We start from the raw sequence: 20,030 nt of genomic DNA, 5'->3' as shown, positions 1-20,030 counted from the left end.
GCCGCGGCGCGTACGGAGGCGACGCCGGCACGCGAGTGTGAGGTAGGCACGAGGCCGAACTCTGGTGACACGATCCGGAAACGGCGTGTACGGCAGCTGAACGCCACCTGCTGGCCAACGGAACGGCCTGCGCTTCCAGCGTCGCCGCAGGTGAGATGCGGTCGCGGCGGCCGGTTGCGCCATCTCTCGTCTCCCTACGACCTCTCCTCTCCCTACAACTCCTCCGGCTCGTCGATGGCAACCCATGCCTTCCGCCCAGTCTGCCCGTCGGCAAGCCGGGTGCGCGTACGTCCCCGACTACCGGCCCGACCATGGCAGGTCAGCGCACTACGGCACCTCGTCAGGGGCTGTGCGGCGAACTCCTGGCGCACCTCCGGTAGCAGCGCAGCCGGACACTGGCTGCACCGGATCCCGTGTCGTACGGGCTGCCGTAACGGCCGCTCACCGTCCGCAACGGATCTCACCGAGACCGGCGATGCCGCCGGTACGGCCGGTACGGCAGGGAAATGTGAACCAGTTCCGCGCATCAGGCGGCGACGAGCTCCTGCTCGCGGTCCGGCGTTTTGACGTTGGGCTTCTTGTTCGGCAGCGACAGCCGGAAAACCTTGTGCCACGCGGAGAACACCTGCTTGGGCAGCGACCCGGTGACGTACTCCAGCTCGTACTTCTCGAACAGCGCGCGCACCTTCACCGCGACCTCGGCGTACCGGTTGCTCGGCAGGTCCGGGAACAGATGATGCTCGATCTGGTGCGACAGGTTGCCGGTCATGAAGTGCATGGCCTTGCTGCCGCTGATGTTGGCCGAGCCCATCATCTGGCGCAGGTACCACTGGCCGCGCGTCTCGCCCTTGATCGACCGGCGCTCGAAGACCTGCACGCCCTCGGGGAAGTGCCCGCACATGATCACCGAGTGGGACCAGACGTTGCGGACCAGGTTCGCGGTGAACGTGGCGGCGAGCGTGGTGAGGAACGACGGGCCCGACAGCAGCGGGTGGATCACGTAGTCCTTGAGCACCTGCTTGCGGATCTTGCGGCCCACGGCCTTGGCCTGCGCGCGGAACTCCGGGCTCTTGCGGCGGCGCTTGTTGAGGTTCTTGCCGAGCTCCAGGTCGTACGCGGCGATGCCGTACTCGAAGAAGCAGGCGTTGATGAAGTTCCACAGCGGCTGGCCGAGGTGCAACGGGTGCCACTTCTGGTCCTCGTCGACGCGCATGATGCCGTAGCCGAGGTCGTTGTCCTTGCCGATCACGTTGGTGTACGTGTGGTGCAGCTCGTTGTGCGAGTGCTTCCACTGCTCGGCCGGCGAGACGTGATCCCAGTCCCAGGTGGTGGAGTGGATCTTCGGGTCCCGCATCCAGTCCCACTGGCCGTGCAGGACGTTGTGGCCGATCTCCATGTTGTCCATGATCTTCGCCACGGACAGGCCGGCGGTGCCGAGCAGCCACGCGGGCGGGAAGATCGAGAACAGCAGCACGCCCCGGCTGACCAGCTCGAGCTTGCGCTGCGACGAGATGACCTTGCGGATGTAGGCGGCGTCCTTCTCGCCGCGGCCGGCGATCACCTCGTCGCGGATGGCGTCCAGCTCGCGGCCTAGCTCCTCGATCTGCTCCGCGGTCAGGTGGGCGGTGGGGTCGATGGCGGTCAAGGTGCTCCTACCGTTCGATGTCGCAGGGGCCCGCCGCGGCGGACACGCAGGTCTGGATGAGGACGCCCGGCTCGGCTTCGGTGATCTCGCCGGTGCGCAGGTCACGGACGGCGCCCGCCTTGAGCGGCGTGACGCAGCCGAAGCAGATGCCCATGCGGCACCCGGACGGCATGAGCACGCCGGCCTCCTCCCCGACGTCCAGCAACGGCGTGGCGCCGTCCGCGTCGGCGGTCTTGCCGGTGGCGCTGAACGTGACCTCGCCGCCGTCGCCGGCGACGACGATGCTGGGGCGGAAGCGTTCGGTGTGCAGGCGCTCTTGGACGCCGTGCTCGCTCCAGTGCACCTCGGCGGCGTCGAGCAGGCCCGCGGGCCCGCAAGCCCAGGTCTCGCGCTCGGCCCAGTCGGGCACGAGTTCGTCGAGACGGGCGATGTCGAGCATGCCGTCCGTGTCGGTGTGCACCTCGGTGAGCCGCAGCTTCTTGTCCGCGACCAGATCGTGCAGCTCGTTGCGGAAGATCACGTCTTGCGGCTGTGGCGCGCAGTGGACCATGACGACGTCGTCGAACTCGATGTCGCGCAGCATGCCCATCACGGGCGTGATGCCGCTGCCGGCCGTCAGGTAGAGCACCTTGGCGGGCTTGGCCTGCGGCAGCACGAAGTCACCGGTCGCCTGGTCGAGCTGAATCAGCGTGCCCGGTTTCGCCCTGCGGACCAGATGGTTGCTGACCTTGCCGTCCGGGAGCGCCTTCACGGTGATCGTGACGCGGCCGTCCCGGCGGTTTGTCGGCGAGGTGATGGAGTAGGCACGCCACAGGCGCACCCCGTCGACGTCGACCCCGATCCGCACGTACTGACCGGCCGTGTGGCCGCGCCAGCCCCGTCCCGGCCTGATCACGATGGTCGCGGCGTCCCCCGTCTCGGGGAGCACGGCCTCGATGCGCCCACGCAGGTCAGCGCCCGCACGCAGCGGGCTGACCAGGTCGAGGTAGTCCGACGGCAGCAGCGGCGTCGTGACCATCTCCAGCAGTTTCCGCGCCCTGCCGCGGAGGGCTGTACTCGTCATGACTCCAGCTTGCTGCGCCTCAAGGCGTAAAGTCCTGACCGCAGGACGTAAATCTGGTCGGCTGAATTGTTCGCAGGGAACAAAAACGTGAGCCATGCAATCCGGAGGGCCAGCGAACTGGCCCTTGATGAGACGACGGTCACCGCACTTCGGACCGCGCTGACGACCACCGCCGACGAGATCGTCCAGGCGATCATCGACGAGGTCCCCTCCTACGCCAACGCCCTTTCGGGCAGCATGGGCGCCACCATCCGCCGAGCCGTCCGCACCGCCCTGGGGCACTACCTGGACCTGGCGAGCGGGAAGACCACAGGCGGCGACGGCGGTGACGCAGCCTACGAGCTGGGCCGCGGCGAGGTGCGCGACGGCCGTTCGATGGACGCCCTGCTCAGCGCCTACCGCGTCGGCGCCCGTGTGGCCTGGCGATGCCTGGCAGCGGGCGCCGTACCCGCAGGTCTGCCCGCCGCAGAGGTCGCCAAGTTCGCCGAGCTGACCTTCGCCTACATCGACGAGCTCTCCGCCGCGAGCGCCGCGGGCCACGCCGACGAACTGGCCGCCCGAGGCAGGGCCCACGAGCGCCACCTGGAACACCTGGCCCGCGACCTCCTCGCCGGCGCGAGCCCGGACGGGCTGCTGGCCTCTGCTCAACGGGCCGGGTGGCAGCCTCCGGTCTCGCTGACCGCGGTCCTGCTGCCCGCCGCCCAGGCCCGGCCCGCCTACCGCGCGCTCGACCCGAGCACCCTCGTCCTCGACGATCTGCCGGACGCCACCGGTGTACTGCTCGTCCCCGATGCCGACCGAGCACATCTCTCGCGGCAGCTGACCGACCGCACCGCCGTGGTCGGCCCGCCCCGCCCATGGACTCGTGCGTCCGCCTCGTACGCGCGAGCCGTACGCGCGCGCTCCCTCTCCTCTGATATTCGCGACACCGAGGACCACCTGCCCGAGCTGGTGCTGAGCGCCGACGCGGACGCTTTCGCAGACCTGCGTGCCCGAGCCCTCGCACCGCTGCGGACCTTGCCTGTCGCGACCGCACGGCGACTGGAGGAGACGTTGCGCGCGTGGCTGCTGCACCAGGGCAGGCGGGACGAGGTGGCGGCGGCGTTGTTCGTCCACCCCCAGACCGTCCGGTACCGGATGTCGCAGCTGCGGGAGCTCTTTCCGGATCTCGCATCGCCGCACCGGGTCCTTGAACTGACGCTGGCGGTCGGTCTGCGGGTCAGCTGACGCGTACGTCGACCGTCCACGACCGCGTCCGCGAGCGGTCCAGGAAGCGCGCCTCGCGGGGAGCTGTCCCCGGCGCGGTGCGTGCTGTACCCGGACGTGGCCGGGCCGTGCGCTAGAAGGTCAGGTTCCAGGCGTCGATCTTGCCGGTGTCGGAGGCGGCGTTGTCGTTGACGCGCAGCTTCCAGGTGCCGTTCGCGACCTCCGAGGAGGCGTTCACGGTGTAGGTCTGGGCGATGTCGTCGGCGCTGCCGCCGGCGTGGTTGTGCAGCGTGTAGACGGTGCCGTCCGGGGCCACCAGGTCGACCTTCAGGTCACCGGTGTAGGTGTGCTTGATGTCCACGCCCACCTTGAGGGTGGCCGGGGCGTTGCCGGTCACACCGGTGACGGCGATCGGGCTCTCCACGGTCGCGTTGTCGTTGACGGCGAAGTCCGCGAGGTTCTCGAAGTACTTGCCGGTCGGCGGGGTGGTCCCGACGGCCTTGAGGGCGTCGATCTGTCCTTCGCCGAAGAACGAGTTGTCGGCCGTCGTGCCCGTGCAGCGGCTGTCCGAGGGGCAGGCGATGTCGTTGGCCTGCTCGGCCAGCTTGGCGCGGAGCTGTGCCGGGGTGATGCCCGGGTTGGCGCTGGCGACGAGTGCCGCCACGCCGACCACGTGCGGGGTGGCCATCGAGGTGCCGCTCTTGCTGCCGTAGCCGCCGCCGGGGACGGTGGAGTACACGCTGCTGCCCGGCGCCGCGACGTCGATGACACCCTGACCATAGTTGGAGAACGAGGCCTTGGTGACGCCCGTGCCGTTGGCCGCGACCGTGACCACGCCCGGCAGCTCGGTCGGGATGTCGAGGCAGGCGTTGGTGATGGTGCGGGTGACCGGTGTCGAGTCGTTCGGGCTCGCGGAGTCGGTCGTCTTGTGGGCGAGGTCGTAGTCCTCGTTGCCCGCGGCGGCGACCTGGAGGGAGCCCTTGCCCTCGGCGTACTCCTGGGCGCGCTTGACGCCCTCGATGATGGCGGCCTGGTCGATGTTGTCCGGGCAGTTGAACTGCCACGGGTCCGTGAAATAGCTGTTGTTGGTGACCTTGAAGCCGTGGTCACCGGCCCAGACGAAGCCGCAGACGGTGTTCTCGGCGAAGAAGAAGGAGTTGCCCGGCTCGGCGACCCGGACCGCGGAGATCTTCACCCCGGGGGCCACGCCGACGACGCCCTTGCCGTTCTTGGCCGCGGCGATGGTGCCCGCTACGTGGGTGCCGTGCGTGTCGACGTCCCGCCAGGCGCCGGCACGGGTGTCCGGCTTGCCGTAGGCGCAGGAGACCGAGTCGGCCGCGTTGAAGTTGGGCGCCAGGTCCTGGTGCCGGTCGTCCACACCGGTGTCCAGGATGCCGACCTTGACGGAGGCGGAGCCCGGGTTGACGGCCCAGGCCTGGTCGGCCTTGATCTGGCTCATGTCGGCCCGGACCGGTTCTCCGGCCGGGGTCGAGGCCTGGGCCGGACTGGCCGGGAGCGCTGGGTTGTAGGCGTCGGCCGGGACGTCCGAGGTGCGCGTGGCGCCGACCTGCTGCACGCCGGCGACGCCGCGCATGGCGGCCGCGAATCCGCTGGACGCCGAGTGGGCGACGATCACGCCGATGGCGTCGAAGTTCGAGAAGACGGTGCCGCCGTTGGCCGCGATGGCGGAGCGGACCGCCGAACTGTCACCGGGGGTGGTGATCACGAGGTAGGCACGCGTGCCGGCCACCCAGGTCGCACCCTGGGAAGCGGGCACGGCGGCCGTCGCGTGGGCCTTGGCGGCCGGCGCGGTGGAGGGGGCGACGGGGAGCGTGCCCGCGAGGGCGCCAGGGGCGCCGAACCCGAGGGCGGCGCCGAGCGTGGCCGCCAGCACCAGCGTGCGTCGAGGGCGGCTGGATATGTGGGGTATCAATGCGTCCTCCGGAGACGGCCCGGCCGTGCTGAGGGCACCGGCCGGGCCGTACGAAACGAGTGGTGGACGCAAGATGTCAGACGTGTGCCCCTGTGCGGAAGTACCTTTCCGCGCCGGGACGTTATAGGGGCATGGCTGAAAAAGGACGTATGTCGAGCATCGGGGTCGGGATGCACCGGGAACTCGGCGACGTCGACCGCGTCCTGGCGTACGCCTCGGCCTGGACTCGCGCTCGGCCCACCAGGACGACATCACGCTTTCAAAGGCAGTAGCACGTTTCGACGGTGTTCGAAAGGATGGCTGGTTTCCACGGGAGGCGCCTACGGTGTGACGCGAAGAGGTCGACCACGACGAGTTGCATCGGTCGACCGAGTGGCGGTTTCTCACGGGCGTCTGCTCGAACTGGCGTCACAGTGGGGCCCCGGACAGGGAGACTTCTGGATGCAATTGCTCAAAAAGCACGTGACCCGTACAGCTGTGGCTCTCGCCCTTAGGGCTGTCCCGCAATGATCTGCGGTGTGCGACAGCCTCTATCCCACAAGGGTGAGGTTGTGTAGGCGGGCGATGCCGAGCATGGCGTGGTGAACTCCGTCGCCCTTGAGGCGGCAATCGCGAAGGATCTTCCATGTCTTCAAGTGGGCGAAGGCATGCTCAACACGGGCTCGGACCTGTTTGTGCGAGCGTTTGTGCTCCTGTTTCCAGTCGGCCAGTTCCTCGTTGGCGCGGCGACGGTGCGGCATCAGGAGTCCGGTCCCGGGGTAGCCGCCGTCAGCGATCGTCGTGGTGCGGCCAACCGCGGCTTCGGCGCCGGACTCGCCCCACGCCTTGCAGTCGTTGCGGTTGCCCGGCAGTGGCTGTCCGACCACGACGACCAGGCGGGTGTCGGCGTCGATGACGACCTGGTGGTTGGTGGAGTACCGGTAGTTCTTCGACTGTTCGGCGACCTCATGGTCGCGGGTCGGTACGAGGGTGCCGTCCACGATGAGTACGGCGTCCTTCGCGAAGCGGCGCCGAGGTTGCAGTGCCAGCAGCGGCCCAAGGTGATCGATGATGCGGTCGACTGCGGACTTTGAGATGCCGAACAGCAGGGCGAGTTGGCGCATCGTCAAGTTCGTGCGCCAGTACGCCGTGACCAGCAGCGTCCGGTCGTCCAGAGACAATCCCCATGGCCGCCCCCGGTGGTGCGTATCGACACCGGCGCGGCGTAACACCGTCACCAGCTTTCCGAACTGGCGCGGGCTCAGCCCAGTGAACGGGGTTATCCAGGACGACTCCGACGACGTGATCACACCAGCCATAGCAAGATCATCTCGTTCGCGGCCGTCAGCTACGTGACGCCCCTGGATACGGCTCGGACGAGGTGACAACAGCCATCGCGGGAACGGGCCAGCTGGGGTCGGCCGGGACGGGCCGTGCTCAGCATCCCGAACCGCTGAGGAGAACCGTGCGTTGCGATCGGAGCCAAGATCGCTCGGCTACCATCTCGGACACATCGCCGCGGGCGAGGAAGGTTGCCCATGGTTCGTGGCCCTGCCGGCCGAGTCGTTCGATGCGCTTTGCCTCGCGGGACTGGACGGCCTCCAGGGCATCGAGTACGTCTGCCGGCCGTGCCCCGTAGGCGGCGCAAAGGGCGTCGAGGCGGATCCGAAGGGTGTGCTCACCGGCGATCGATGCTCTTCGCTGCTGCTCGACGGGGCGCAGTGGCACGGCGTACCAGGCTAGTTGTGCAAGGTCGTCGAGGGCGTGGCCGGGCGCTGCGAAGTCCCAGTCGATGAAGCCGGCCAGGTGGTCGCTGTTCCAGATGGAGTTCCATGGACCAAGGTCTCCATGCCTGATGATCATGCCGGGACTCCAGGCGTCCTCCTGGCCCTGCCATCGTGCGTCGGCCGGCGGCTGGAAGTCCCGGACAGCGTCGTGGTACTCGCTTAGCCAGCACCCCAGTTCGCTGATTCCGAGGGTCGATCGCAGAGCCGACGGCCAAGGCGAGAACGCGGGTTCGCCGTGCACCAGCGACAGCACCTCATCGGTGCCGTCAGTGCCAAGGACTCGCGGAGCCCGAGTGAAGCCCACCCTTTCCAGGTGGGTCAACAAGGCGTGTACCGCGGACGTCCACTCGCCGACGGGCCGGCGGATCGTCTCTCCGATCCGCCGCACTGTGGTCACGCTGCCCTTGTCCGTAGCGCCATCCGCGATCATTGAGTCAGCGTAGCCTTGCCGCCCACATCAGCGTCATGGACATCGGCGGCCCCAACAGGCAGCGCGACACGCCCAAGGCAAGCACCAACCAGACCTGCTGGGTTGCACTCCCCACGGATGCTGCCAGTTGCGGGACAGCCCTTAGTCCGCACGAGCCCCACCGGGCCAATTTGCAGCCAACCACCGGCCACGCTGTCGGACGATGAAAAAGAGTTCAGAACCCGAGGCTCCGACCTGGGTGCTGAACTCTTTTCTGTGAAGCCGAGACCGAGGAAATGCGCACTGATCTGATCAGTGCGCAGACCTTGGCGTCGAACTTTCGCGAGGTTCCGCTGCAACTGACGCCTCTAGTTAACACATAACAGCGGCTCTGTTCACGAGAACGGGCAGAATGTTCACCACTCGGGGAGGCACCTGCTTCTGGCTCTGTTCGACGGCTTGTCAGCCCCGGCGGTGTTGCTCGCCCGACACGCCCGCTTGAGCACACGGTCTCGACGTGTTCGACCGCAGCGCCTTCCGCACCTCCCGCCCTGTTGGCTGAGGCCGGCGGCCCGGCCCGACCGGACGCGGTGGACGATGACGAGACGGACGAGGCGTCGACGAGGGCCGCATCCACGGCGGCGCACGGCTCGCCGGAGCGCGGGTGGTGGTCCCGAGACCGACCGAGAGTGTGCGTGCCGCGGCCGCCGGCCCGCGCGGGGGTCAGGAGGGGTACCAGTTCAAGTCAACGCTCGCACCGCCGAGTTCGACGTCCCCGGCGTACTGCTTGATGTTCGGCTTGGTCCAGCCGCCAAAGGGCGAGAAGTCGCTGAAGCTCTGCTTGCCGTCATAGTGCGCGTACCACAGGGGGAACGGGCTTCCGCCCGTGTAGCTCCCCATGATCGGGTGCCACTGACTTTTGGAGGTGTAGATGCCGAGGTTCACGCTCAGGTCCTTCGCTCCGTGGACCCAGTCGGCAAAGAACGCGGCGTTGGCCGACTGGCTGCTGCCCCAGTGGGTGCCGGGGCCTTCGACATCGAGCCACACCATGCCGTATCGGGTCTTATTCAGAGCCTGGACGAGCGTCTTCACCTGCCCTGCGCCGTCGCCCTCGGAGAAGCAGGGGAAAGCGTATACGTCGACGTGATTCATGCCTGCGGCCCACGCGTTGGCAAGGTTGTTCTCCACATGGGGATCGACCTCGCCGGTCGACTTGTAGCCGCGCACGATCGCGAACTTGACGCCCTGTGAAGCCATATTGCGGAAGCTGGCCTCGGACGTCAGCGTCGACACGTCGACCCCCTTGACCCCCTTCGTGCCGAGTTTTTCGGTGGATCCCATGACTGCTCCAGACAGAGATGAGTGGAACGACAGCCTGGATGAACACCATCAGTGCGCATCGCAAGCACGTCGAATCGGCATGCTGGGAAGGCGCCGCCCACTTCGCCGAACTTAGATTGTTCGAATCGGGACACCTCCCGGAGTGGTGGACATTTGTGGTCCGTTCTCGTTCTCGTGAACAGAGCAATGGGTGGTTGCGCCAAGGGTAAGTCAGTTTTCCCTCGATAACGCACGTACCGGGCACTTCAGCCATCCGTCAGGCCAACGACCCGCCGAGAGCTTGTCAGAAAGGCCCACTACGTCAAACCCGCCGAAGCCCCTGTGCGAAGTCGAACACCTTGTCCGGGTCGTAGTCGTGCGCGATGGAGCGCAGCCGCCCTAGATTCGGTCCGTAGTAAGACTCGGGCCACTCGGGCAAGGCGGGATCAATGTAGTTGATGTAGCCGCCTCCGATACCCAGGGCCGCCAGGCCAGCCACCACCTCGGCAACACTCTGCGCAGTCTCGACTTCAGACGCCGCCGTGGCAGTAGCGTAGACCTGCGCGGTAGCGAACGCCTTCCGGTGCGGGAATGCGGTCTGCTGGACATCTACATCAGCCACCGCGCCCCCAAGAGGGTCTAGGATGAGCGCTAGGCCCGCGCGTCCGGTGAGCAAAGTGGTAACGGCGGCCGGGTCGCTGGCGGGAGCGCTAAGAACGCGCGACGAGGCGACGAACGACTCCCGATCGGGCCGACCGGCGAAGAAACGCATGGCATTGAAGAAGTCACGGTCTTGCAGTGTCCTGCGGGCGGGCAGTACACCGCAGCGGGAGACCAGGTCATCCAAAAGGGGACCACAGGCGCTGCTCGGCCCAACAAAGCAGCCGGCGACCCGGCAGCCGGGCGGATCACCACCCGCAATGTTGAGGTTTGCCCACAACTCCCGCGGAGCGGAAGCAATCCACGGCTGCCAGGCGCTTAGCACCTCGGTCACCTTCCCCGCCGGGAAGCCCACCACAAACACGGTCAGCGCCGGCGCTGGATCGGTCGAGAAGGTGAACTCCGTGACGATCCCGAAATTGCCGCCGCCACCTCCACGCAGACCCCAGAACAGGTCCGGGGTGCGTGCGGCGGAGGCCGTAAGCCGTCGCCCGTCCGCAGTGACGATTTCCGCGGTCAAAAGGTGGTCGCAGGTGAGCCCGAACTTGCGCTGTAGTACGCCGATTCCGCCGCCCAGGGTCACCCCGGCGACGCCGACGGTGAAACAGGACCCGGCAGGTACGCAGCGGTTCGCCTGTCCAAGTGCGCTATAGAGGTCCCGTAGCGTCGCGCCGGCGCCAACGGTCACGGTCCCCTCCGCTTGAACGCTCACGGCCGACATGCGCCGCATATCCACGACAAGTCCGCCGTGCGGCGCCGAGTAACCGGGGTAGGAGTGCCCACCGCTGCGGGCGGCCAGTGGAACCCGATTCGCGGCCACCAATACCGCGTTGCTGACGTCCAGCGCCGACTCGCACTGCACCACTGCGGCCGGTACATGGTCGTCATGGAGCGGGTTGAACAACTTCCGGGCATCTTCGAAACCGGGGTTTCCCGGCCTTAGCAACGCTCCGTGCAGACGCCGACTCAAATCTTGCCAGTCCACCTGGGCGCCCGATGAATCCGTGGTCGGCTGCGCGGCCCGAGACGGGTGGAACGTAGATTCCCGCGCCATGCTCACCATCTCCTCCGCGGAGTCCGGGGTTATGGGTGGTGCGGATACATTTACGCTAACATGCTGTTACCAGCGTCTCCACCTGTCGCCGCGGTTCGAAGGCGCCGCCCAGGTGATCTTCGCAAACGCCCGCCTATGTCCGAAGGTCGCGGGTGGCTTCGGCCAACAGCCGCAGAGCGGAGTGGCTTTCGCCGCACCACACCGCTGTCACCCTGAGCCCGCACCTACCGGCGCACACGAGACGACGGGCGGACGCCGGAGGCGGAGCTGGCGCGACGCCCCGGTTGGCAGCGGATCGGCTGCACCTTGCGCGTCGGGTTGGTTCTCACCGGATGCCGCCGGATGTCAACCATTCTTTTCCCCAGGAGAGCAGAGCGTCGCCTGCTTCATCGGATAGTTCTGCGTGAAATCGGGTTCGTGCGGGAGTTGGATCAGGCTGTGACACGGTGCAGCACGGTCGCGTCCAGATCCGTGTATGTTGCGCACACCCGGCCCGCACCCCCAGGTCTCCGGTAGCGATGCGTGGGCTTTCGAGGGAGAATAAGAGCAAGTCGGCCTCTTTGTGACGCAGCAGGATGGTTGAACGGGACAACGCGGCAACGGGCTGCGCCAGCGGACGCTGTCGGTGAACTCTGCCCCGCCGGCGACCATGACGCACCAAGGTTCCTCCGCTAGCCCGCGAGTGCTGAAGTCCAAGACTCGGAGTCTGATCTGCTGCCGCTCAGGGAGAAAGTTTTAGTTGGGGCGGGATCCAACTCCGAGCGGGGCGACGGCAGTCTCGCGGCACCACGAGTTTTTCGCCTAACTCCCGCACCCTGCTCGGGAAGGAATAGCGTCATGCCCAACCAACAAGTGGCAGAAAACGGCCTGAGCGGCTTCTCGTTGCATGCCTTCGATGAGTCGTCGTCCCGCGTTGTCGTGCAACTGCAGGAGGAGCAAGCTGCACGTCCCGGCGTCAGGCCGGAGGGGCTTGAATTTGAGCGCGACCTCGATCCCGAGTCGGCGGCGCGTCGCTACCTCGAGCAGGCCCTGAAAAGCGCGAGGACGCCGTCCTTCAATGCTCCGACGGCGAACGGAGTCGACAGCCGGTTCAAGACGATCGGCACGGAAACAATCCCGCTCACCGACACCCGCACGGTGAAGTTCCGTCAGACACTGAACAACATCCCCGTCTACGGCTCACTGGTGACCGTAGAACTCGACAAGGCCAACGATCTGATCGGCATCGACTCAGCCCTCGGCGAGCCCCAGGACGTTGACCCGGTCGCCACCATCTCGGCGGGCGACGCTCTGGCAGCGGCCGCCACCGCGCCGCATGGTTATCTACCCGTCCTGGCCGGTGTGGTTCCTCGCCTGAACCACTACTTCGACGCTACCGCGTCTCGCTGGCGGCTCGTGTACATCCTCGAAGACGTGCCGGTGACCCTGGACCACACGGCAGAACCTCAGTTGGGCCAGGAAAGCACATATGAGCCACCCCGGTTCGTCGACTACGTGGTGGACGCTCACGACGGGCAAATCGTATCCATCCTGCCGCGCACACCCAGCATGACCACTGGTGAGGAGCAAACGGCGACCGACAGCTTCGACGTTAAGCGCACCTTCCTTGCCTCACGGCAAGGCGCAAGCCTGGTCATGAACGACCCCATCCACAACGTGCAAACCTTCGGCTTCAACTTCGGGGACCCCTCCGTCGACAGTGATCGGCTGCCGGGTGACCTGATCACCAATCCGCCCACCTGGACACCGGACGCCGTCAGCGCCCACGCCAACGCCGTCGCGGTATCCGAGTTTCTGCGCAATGTACTGCGACGGGACAACATTGACGGACGAGGCGGTCCCATGCGGTCGACCATCAACTGTGTTGTCGCCGACAGCAGTCCCGGCCCCAAGCAATGGGTCAATGCTTTCTGGGATGGCCAGCAGATGGTCTACGGCCAAGTGCTGCGTGCAGACGGACTACGTTCTCTGTCCGCCAATCCTGACGTGGTGGCGCACGAGATGTTCCACGGTGTCACAGACCACACCTCACGTCTGGAGTACGTATTCCAGTCGGGGGCCCTCAACGAGTCCTACTCTGACATCTTCGGAACGATCGTCGCCAACTCGGAGAAGGAGGATCCCCGCACCTGGGACTGGCTGCTGGGTGAGAACCTACTGCCCGGGGACAAGCCGCTCCGTGACCTGTCGGACCCGCCTCGATTCGGGCAGCCGGCACACATGGATCAGTTCCGCGTGCGGCCTAATACCCGGGCTGGTGATTGGGGCGGGGTGCACGTCAACAGCGGGATCCACAACAAGGCGGCCTTCCACTTGTTCACCGCACAGGCCGATGACGGCTCGCTCAAACTGAGCCCAGCTGAGGTGGCGGCCATTTTCTATCTGGCCCTCACGCAGCGGCTATCACGGACCTCGCAGTTCACAGACAGCCGACGCGCGGTCGTGGCCAGCGCGCGGACTCTGTTCCGAGCACTGCCCGCAGACCAGCTGACCTTCAAGGTCACCGCAGTCGAAGCGGCCTTCACTGCGGTCGGGATCCTTTGAACTTCGCGGCACGTTCTGATCGGAAAGAAGAGCGAATTCACACCGCTCGGGGTGTTCCCGTCTGACGGTCGAACCCTGTTGCCGGAAAAGAGCTACCCGTGGAGATGCACCGGGCTCGTCACGACCAGCGATGGGCGAGGCGGCTCAGGCGTTCTCGTGGGCGACCGGCTAATGCTGACCGCGCATCACCTGCGGCCCTCAGTCAGTATCGGCAGTGGCTCCTGGTGGATGCTCTTCATCCCGGAGTACGACAGCGGCAATAGGTCGTTCGGAGCGAGCTACGTCAGCGATCTGTGTCACTGAGCTTCTACGAGGTGGCCTCCGATCAGGTGACGGTCTGCGAGCCGAAACGGGCGAGGCCCCCGGGCTGTTGATCGCGATGTCTGACGTCTCAATCACGCTGCTCGGGGGCCTCGTTGGTCGTCTATTCTGCCGCACTCGACCTGCCCCATGCGCTCGTGGAGTGGGTCACCATGCTCCTCGTCACCCGTGAGGGCGACCGGCGCTGGAAGCTCCGCCCGGCCCAACGCGCGATGATGGCACTGGTGTACCTGCGTGAACACATCACCCTGGCGAAGATCGCTGCCGGGTTCGGGATCAGCGAGTCCACCACCCACGCCTACACCAGCGCGGTCATCCACCTGTTCGCTGAACGCGCGCCGGGCCTGCTGACGTCCTGCGTGAGAGCAACCCCTTGTCCTGCTGGACGGCACCCTCGCCGAGTGCGACCGGGTCGGCGACTCACGCGCGGACCACTCCCACAAGCACCGCCGGCACGGGGTGAACGTGCAGGTGGTCACCGATCCGGACGGCCGGCTGCTGTGGCTCTCACCCGTGTTGCCCGGCCGGGCACACGACCTGACCGCCGCCCACACCCACCGGAATATCCGTATCTGCGAGCGCCAGCGCGTCCCCATGCTGGCCGATCTCGCCTACCAGGGCGGCGGCTCCTGGGTGACCACGGGCATCAAACGCAGGCCCCTGCAGGAACTCACCCCCGCCGAGAAGACCGTCAACCGGGCCCTGGCCGCGGCAAGGGCACCGGTCGAAGGCGGCGTCGACCGCCTGAAGTCCTGGCGAATCCTCCGCAGATCCCGATGCAGTCCAAACCGCATGACGTCAATCGCCAAAGCCGTCCTCACCCTGGAGCGGCAACGCTGAAGAAGCTCACTGAGCCCTCTTCAACCTCGCTTTCGACGTGTCCAGCTCGGCCCTGCGCCTGCGCAACGGCCGGCCTGCCGCCCGTTCTACTCGGGCAAACACAAGAAGCACGGCATGAACGTGCAGGTCATAGCCGATCCGAAGGGGCGTCTGATGTGGGCTTCACCAGCCTTGGCCGGCGCCGTCCACGACGTCCGGGCCGCGCGCGAGCACGGCATCATCGAGGCACTGGCCGAGGCCAGAATCAGGTGCTGGGCAGACAATGGCTACCAGGGTGCAGGCGGCACGGTCCGTCTCCCTTACCGCGGCCGACGGGACAGCCTCTCCACCGGCCAGCAGGCCGTCAACTGGTCCCACGCGAAGATCCGGGCATTGGTCGAGCAGGCCATCGCCACCCTCAGTCCTGGCGCCTCCTCCGCAAACTCCGCTCGGCTTCCGTCGTCCCGGCCCGCAGACGAACGTCGAAGGTGTAACCCTCATCGCAGAACACCAGGTCAAGGTCCGTGGGTGTCAGCCTTCGGAAGACGATCGCCACCAGATCGCGTCTTCCTCCCAGACGTCCATGTACAGGCAGGTACCGTCCCCGTGCAGATAGGCCTCACCGGGGCCGTTTTTCTCGGTCTCGAGCTGCCATATGAAGGTGCGCACTTCGCTGCGTCGAGTCGATCTTGACCCCGGACCACCGGGCACGGATCGCGTCTGTCAGACCATCCCGACCGATGCGCCGTCCGCCCGCATCACCCTCGACCACCGCCAAGAGCGTCATAGCCAGGGTCTACCAGACCTCCGTGACACAGCGTCGATCGACTGCCGCCTGTAGTTGAAATGGGCTTACTGAAAGTGATAATTGTGCCCCGTGCAGTGATATGCGTCGGAAGGCAATATTTTGTCAGATATTCAGGCGTTCGACGTCATTATCGTCGGCTCCGGGGCTGCCGGTGGAATGGCGGCGCACGAGCTCTGTGCGGCGGGTGCTCGCGTCCTGATACTGGAGGCGGGCCGGGACTACGATCCAGGGACCGAGACGCCGATGTTCAACACGCCGCAAGACGCGCCTTTGCGGGCGGCCTCGACGTCGGACAAGCCGCAGGGTTTCTACGACGCCACCGTCGATGGCGGCTCACAGATCGCGGGTGAGCCCTACAGCCAGGCGGACCCGCCGAATTCGGATCGGTCGAATCAGTTCAGCTGGTGGCGGCCGCGCATGCTGGGCGGTCGCACCAACCACTGGGGTCGGGTGGCACTGCGCTTCGGACCGTACGACTTCAAGCCGAAGACCCGTGACGGACTGGGCTTCGACTGGCCGATCGAGTACGCCGACCTGGCGCCGTGGTACGACAAGGCCGAACGCCTCATCGGTGTCACTGGCCTTCCCCACGGGATCGAGAACGCCCCCGACTCCCCGCCCGGCGTCCAGCTCCCACCGCCACCCCCGCGCGCCTTCGAGATGGTGCTCAGCCGGGCGTTCGAGCACCTGGGCATGAAGACGGCGGCGATCCGGGCGGCCGTCCTCACCCGCCCGTTGAACGGTCGCGCGGCGTGCTTGTACTCGACCCAGTGCACCCGCGGTTGCTCCAGCCGCTCCAACTTCCAGAGCACGACCGTCCTCATTCCTCCGGCTCACGCCACCGGTAATCTCACCGTCGTGTGCGACGCCATGGTGTCCCGGGTCGACGTCGACGCGACCGGGCGGGCCGCCGGGGTCACCTACAACGACCGGGTGACCGGCTCCGAGTTCTCGGTCACGGGGCGGGTGGTGGTGCTGGCGGCGGGAACCTGCTCGTCAGTGCGCATCCTGCTCAATTCGCGAAGCGCCGCGTTCCCCAACGGGATCGGAAACGGCCACGGGCTGGTCGGCAAGTACCTGATGGACTCGGTTGAGTTCTCGCGCTCGTCGCGAATTCCGATGCTCGAAAAGCTCCCCGTGCTGAACGACGACGGCATCTTCACCCCGCACATCTACGTGCCGTGGTGGCTGCTGCCCGAGCAGGCTGCCGGGCAGCTCGGGTTCCCGCGCGGGTACCACATCGAGCCGCGTGGCGGGCGCAGGATGCCGACCACCGGCATCGGAGGCCTGATCGACAACAGCAGCGCGATCTACGGCGACGCCTTGCGGGCGGAGGTACGGCGGAGGTACGGCACCGCCGTCACTCTCATCGGCGAGGGCGAGATGATCCCGAACGAGGATTCCTTCTGCGAGCTGGATCCGACGGTCAGGGACAAGTGGGGCGTTCCGGTCCTGCGGTTCCACTGGAAATGGGGAAACGCGGAAGTCCAGCAGGTCACGCACATGCGCGACACCTTCAACAAGGTCTTCAGCCTGCTCGGCGGCGCGCCGGACACCACTCCCGTCGCGATGCCGCAGGGCGGCGGGGCAGTCCACGAGGTGGGCGGCGCGCGGATGGGGACCTCGCCGCAGAACTCCGTGCTCGACGCCTACAACCAGTGCTGGGACGTGAGAAACCTGTTCGTCGTCGACGGCGCCTCATTCGCGTCGAGCCCGGACAAGAACCCCACGCTCCACATCCTGGCCCTAGCCGCGCGGAGTTCGGCCCGCATCCTCGAACTGCTGGGGAGCGGTGGCATCTGACCACGCCAGGCACCCGGCAGCCGGGCGGGCGCGACCGGATGACGGTACAAGGGAAGCGAAGGAAGAGATGGACCAGCACAGTGCCGCCGAGGCCGGCACCGCACCGCAGGGCTACGGCACCGATCCCAACCTCGTGACGCCGCACACGCCATGGTCGCGCACCCTCTCGGAGCGCGAGCGCGCACTCGTCGGGGCCGTCGCCGACATCGTTCTGCCGGGCACCGCCGAGTTCCCGGTGCCGAGTGCGATGGGGATCGCCGACTTCTTCGACGACTGGGTGAGTGCTCCCTACACGACGCAGCAGGGCCACAGGACCGTCATCACGACCGGCCTCGCCATGGTCGACGCGGAGGCGCGGCGCCAGTTCGGGACGGGGTTCGTTGAACTGGACGGCTCCCGGCAGCGCACGATCGTCGACCAGATCGCGTCGACCACCGCGACGGACCGGAGCTTCTTCACGAGGTTCCGGTCCCTGCTGCTCGCCGGCTACTTCACCTCCGACATCGGCTTCAAGGCGATCGGCTATCCCGGGAACGTGCCGCTGCTCGCTTTTCCGGGCGTCCCGCCGGAGGCGCAGCGCAGCATTGACGACGAACTAAGGAAGCTGGGGCTGTAACGTGAACTCGGTGACCGCGGGCACTCCGCGCATGAAGACCATCAGGGAGTACGTCGAGGCGGGGGTTCTGCCGCTGGACGACCTCAAAGGCGCCTTGCAGCTCGCTATGCGGCTGGAATTCGCCACCATCCCGCCGTATCTGTGTGCGCAGTGGTCGGTCAAGAACGACCCGGACCGCACTGAGGGTGTGCTGCACAGAATCGTCAGCCAGGAGATGAACCACTTCGCACTGGCCGGAAACCTGCTGGCCGCTATCGGCGGCCGGCCGTCGATCGCCCACCCGGACTTCCTGCCGACCTATCCGGCCGACGAGCTGCCCGGCGGCATTCCGCAGCAGCTTCCGGTTGATCTGAAGCCGCTGGTCAAGCACCAGCTCGCAGTGTTCATGCAGATCGAGTATCCGGAGTTCCCCCCGATCGCCCTCCTGGGCGGGCGGCCGCCTGCCACGATCGGCGCCTTCTACGACACGATCCTCCAGACGTTCCAGAAGCTCGAGCCGACGATCGACCTGAAGGCCCACGCGGTGGAGGTGCCTTTCGCGAAGCCGATCAGAACGGTCGCCGACGCGGTCGATACGATCGACCGGATCAAGCGCGAGGGGGAGGGGACGCAGGGCTCCCCCGATCAGCCGCCGGAGGAGGGGGAAAGCGGACACGCGCACTACTACCTGTTCAAGGAGCTCTACGTCCAGAAGCGGCTGGTCAAAACCGGCGGCGAGTGGAGTTTCAGCGGAGCTCCCGTCACCCTGCCGGAGGTGTACGACTTCGCGTCCTCACAGGCCAGGCTGAACCCCTCGACCGAGTTCAACCGCACCCTGTCGAAGCTGCTGATCGACCTGGAGACGTGCTGGACGTCTGGCGCACCGCCGAACGTGGCGGCCATGTTCCAGCTTCAGACTCTCGGGCGGGACCTGATCAAGCGAGGGATCCGTCCGGAGTTCCGGTGGGATAACGGAGCGGCCTGAGCGAGTTCTGCGCGTGCCGGAATGAAGCACTCTCCAGGTGAGCGAGCGTAGTTGGTTGTGTCCACGTGCCCGCGTCCGGTGCGACGGTGAGGGGACGGTCGACCGAAACGGCCTGCCGGGCAAACCGACGAACCGTCACGACTAGGCGGTTTCGTTTGGATCAGCGGGCGGACCAGAGGAAGATGCCAGCGATGTGGAGTCCGGCCAGGTAGATCGTGGCGGTCTTCTCGTAGCGGGTGGCGATGCCGCGCCACTGCTTGAGGCGGTTGATGCAGCGCTCGACGGTGTTGCGCTGCTTGTAGGTCTCACGGTCGAAGGCCGGTGGCCTGCCGCCTCGGCTGCCTCGTCGCAGCCGGTGGCCGCGCTGATCCGCCGGGACCGGAATCACGGCCCGGATGCCGCGCCTGCGCAGGTGGTCGCGGATCGCACGGGACGAATAGGCCTTGTCCGCCAGGACCACGTCCGGCCTGGTGCGCGGCCGGCCACGTCGCCGGGGAACGCGCAGGCGGGCCATGACGTCGGTGAAGGCCGGTGCATCGCCGGCCTGACCGGCCGTGAGGACGAACGCGAAAGGTCGGCAGCGGGCATCGGCCGCGAGGTGGATCTTGGTCGTCAGCCCACCACGGGACCGGCCGATGGCGTGGTCGGCCGGTTCGCCGACTGGGGCCCCTTTTTGCGGGCCCCGGCCGCGTGCTGGTGAGCTCGCACGATCGTGGAATCCACGGAAACCGCCCAGGCCAGGTCCTCCTCTGCATCGGCCTGGGCCATCAGCGCGGTGAACACCCGCTCCCAGGTGCCATCGACGGCCCACATCCTCAACCGGTTGTAGACGCCTCGCCAGTTGCCGTAATTCTCCGGCAGATGGACCCACTGCGTTCCCGTCTGGAACTTGAAGGCGATCGCGTCGATCACCTCACGATGATCCCGCCAACGACCACCCCGCTTCGGCGTCCGGTCCGGGAGCAACGGCTCGATCCGCGCCCACTGCGCATCTGTTAACGGCACACCCGGACCAACGACCGACTGATCCAAACGAAACTGCCTAGGACTTCGGGGCTTACCTGGTGAGCGGGCATCGGCGTGCGCAGCGAGCAGGGTC

General features: G+C 66.8%; 13 protein-coding genes and 2 pseudogenes. 7 read left to right on the top strand and 8 right to left on the bottom strand.

The window, feature by feature from the left end:
* Window positions 1-526 precede the first annotated feature (526 nt).
* Window positions 527-1,645, bottom strand: coding sequence for a fatty acid desaturase family protein (locus ACFVYK_RS01025; protein WP_389767113.1), 1,119 nt, complete (start codon window positions 1,643-1,645; stop codon window positions 527-529).
* Window positions 1,646-1,652: 7 nt separating this feature from the next.
* Window positions 1,653-2,708: a ferredoxin reductase gene (locus ACFVYK_RS01020; RefSeq protein WP_389767111.1), complete on the bottom strand. Its 1,056-nt coding sequence runs from the start codon at window positions 2,706-2,708 to the stop codon at window positions 1,653-1,655.
* A gap of 87 nt (window positions 2,709-2,795) precedes the next feature.
* Here ACFVYK_RS01020 and ACFVYK_RS01015 point away from each other — a divergent pair, with 87 nt between their 5' ends.
* A complete protein-coding gene (locus tag ACFVYK_RS01015; RefSeq protein WP_389767109.1) occupies window positions 2,796-3,935 on the top strand; it encodes a PucR family transcriptional regulator in 1,140 nt (379 codons plus the stop codon).
* A gap of 112 nt (window positions 3,936-4,047) precedes the next feature.
* Here the strand turns inward: ACFVYK_RS01015 and ACFVYK_RS01010 are convergent, their stop codons facing one another.
* The 5 genes from ACFVYK_RS01010 to ACFVYK_RS00990 form a co-directional block, all read right to left on the bottom strand.
* Entirely contained in the window at window positions 4,048-5,808 is a 1,761-nt protein-coding gene (locus ACFVYK_RS01010) for a S8 family serine peptidase (protein WP_389767180.1), read from the bottom strand.
* A 569-nt stretch (window positions 5,809-6,377) separates the two neighbouring features.
* Window positions 6,378-7,145 (bottom strand): transposase, encoded by a 768-nt coding sequence (locus tag ACFVYK_RS01005; RefSeq protein WP_389767107.1) that lies wholly within the window; start codon window positions 7,143-7,145, stop codon window positions 6,378-6,380.
* A 118-nt stretch (window positions 7,146-7,263) separates the two neighbouring features.
* On the bottom strand, window positions 7,264-8,043 hold the full coding sequence (locus tag ACFVYK_RS01000) for a phosphotransferase (protein WP_389767105.1): 780 nt from the start codon (window positions 8,041-8,043) through the stop codon (window positions 7,264-7,266).
* Between the two features lie 702 nt (window positions 8,044-8,745).
* Window positions 8,746-9,363 (bottom strand): glycoside hydrolase family 25 protein, encoded by a 618-nt coding sequence (locus ACFVYK_RS00995; RefSeq protein WP_389767103.1) that lies wholly within the window; start codon window positions 9,361-9,363, stop codon window positions 8,746-8,748.
* A gap of 301 nt (window positions 9,364-9,664) precedes the next feature.
* On the bottom strand, window positions 9,665-11,056 hold the full coding sequence (locus ACFVYK_RS00990; protein WP_389767101.1) for an FAD-binding oxidoreductase: 1,392 nt from the start codon (window positions 11,054-11,056) through the stop codon (window positions 9,665-9,667).
* A gap of 837 nt (window positions 11,057-11,893) precedes the next feature.
* Between ACFVYK_RS00990 and ACFVYK_RS00985 the strand changes: the two genes are divergently transcribed.
* The 6 genes and pseudogenes from ACFVYK_RS00985 to ACFVYK_RS00960 all read left to right on the top strand — a co-directional run bounded on the left by ACFVYK_RS00985 (window position 11,894) and on the right by ACFVYK_RS00960 (window position 18,931).
* Complete coding sequence (locus ACFVYK_RS00985) at window positions 11,894-13,600, top strand: M4 family metallopeptidase (protein WP_389767099.1); 1,707 nt, start codon at window positions 11,894-11,896, stop codon at window positions 13,598-13,600.
* Between the two features lie 416 nt (window positions 13,601-14,016).
* Window positions 14,017-14,761 (top strand): annotated as a pseudogene (locus ACFVYK_RS00980) (transposase family protein).
* Between the two features lie 72 nt (window positions 14,762-14,833).
* Window positions 14,834-15,234: pseudogene (locus ACFVYK_RS00975) on the top strand (transposase family protein); the annotation flags it as partial.
* Between the two features lie 413 nt (window positions 15,235-15,647).
* Window positions 15,648-17,351: a GMC oxidoreductase gene (locus ACFVYK_RS00970; protein WP_389767097.1), complete on the top strand. Its 1,704-nt coding sequence runs from the start codon at window positions 15,648-15,650 to the stop codon at window positions 17,349-17,351.
* Between the two features lie 67 nt (window positions 17,352-17,418).
* Window positions 17,419-17,967: a gluconate 2-dehydrogenase subunit 3 family protein gene (locus ACFVYK_RS00965; RefSeq protein WP_389767095.1), complete on the top strand. Its 549-nt coding sequence runs from the start codon at window positions 17,419-17,421 to the stop codon at window positions 17,965-17,967.
* A 10-nt stretch (window positions 17,968-17,977) separates the two neighbouring features.
* Window positions 17,978-18,931: a ferritin-like protein gene (locus ACFVYK_RS00960; RefSeq protein WP_389767093.1), complete on the top strand. Its 954-nt coding sequence runs from the start codon at window positions 17,978-17,980 to the stop codon at window positions 18,929-18,931.
* Window positions 18,932-19,091: 160 nt separating this feature from the next.
* Here the strand turns inward: ACFVYK_RS00960 and ACFVYK_RS00955 are convergent.
* Window positions 19,092-19,963 (bottom strand): IS5 family transposase gene (locus ACFVYK_RS00955; RefSeq protein WP_389767091.1). Its coding sequence is split into 2 segments (ribosomal slippage): window positions 19,092-19,580 and window positions 19,583-19,963, totalling 870 coding nucleotides; the frame shifts between segments, so codons are not numbered across the junction.
* Window positions 19,964-20,030: the final 67 nt, after the last annotated feature.

The organism is Streptomyces sp. NPDC058291 (genome assembly GCF_042880855.1).
GTDB lineage: Bacteria > Actinomycetota > Actinomycetes > Streptomycetales > Streptomycetaceae > Streptomyces.
The sequence above is the reverse complement of the archived record's forward strand: the minus strand, read 5'-3'. Positions and strand labels throughout refer to the sequence as shown.

Coding starts and splice junctions, on each gene's coding strand:
- ACFVYK_RS00995 (WP_389767103.1), bottom strand. CDS start 9,363: ATGGGATCCACCGAAAAACTCGGCACGAAGGGGGTCAAGGGGGTCGAC.
- ACFVYK_RS00985 (WP_389767099.1), top strand. CDS start 11,894: ATGCCCAACCAACAAGTGGCAGAAAACGGCCTGAGCGGCTTCTCGTTG.
- ACFVYK_RS00965 (WP_389767095.1), top strand. CDS start 17,419: ATGGACCAGCACAGTGCCGCCGAGGCCGGCACCGCACCGCAGGGCTAC.
- ACFVYK_RS00990 (WP_389767101.1), bottom strand. CDS start 11,056: ATGGCGCGGGAATCTACGTTCCACCCGTCTCGGGCCGCGCAGCCGACC.
- ACFVYK_RS01005 (WP_389767107.1), bottom strand. CDS start 7,145: ATGGCTGGTGTGATCACGTCGTCGGAGTCGTCCTGGATAACCCCGTTC.
- ACFVYK_RS01020 (WP_389767111.1), bottom strand. CDS start 2,708: ATGACGAGTACAGCCCTCCGCGGCAGGGCGCGGAAACTGCTGGAGATG.
- ACFVYK_RS01000 (WP_389767105.1), bottom strand. CDS start 8,043: ATGATCGCGGATGGCGCTACGGACAAGGGCAGCGTGACCACAGTGCGG.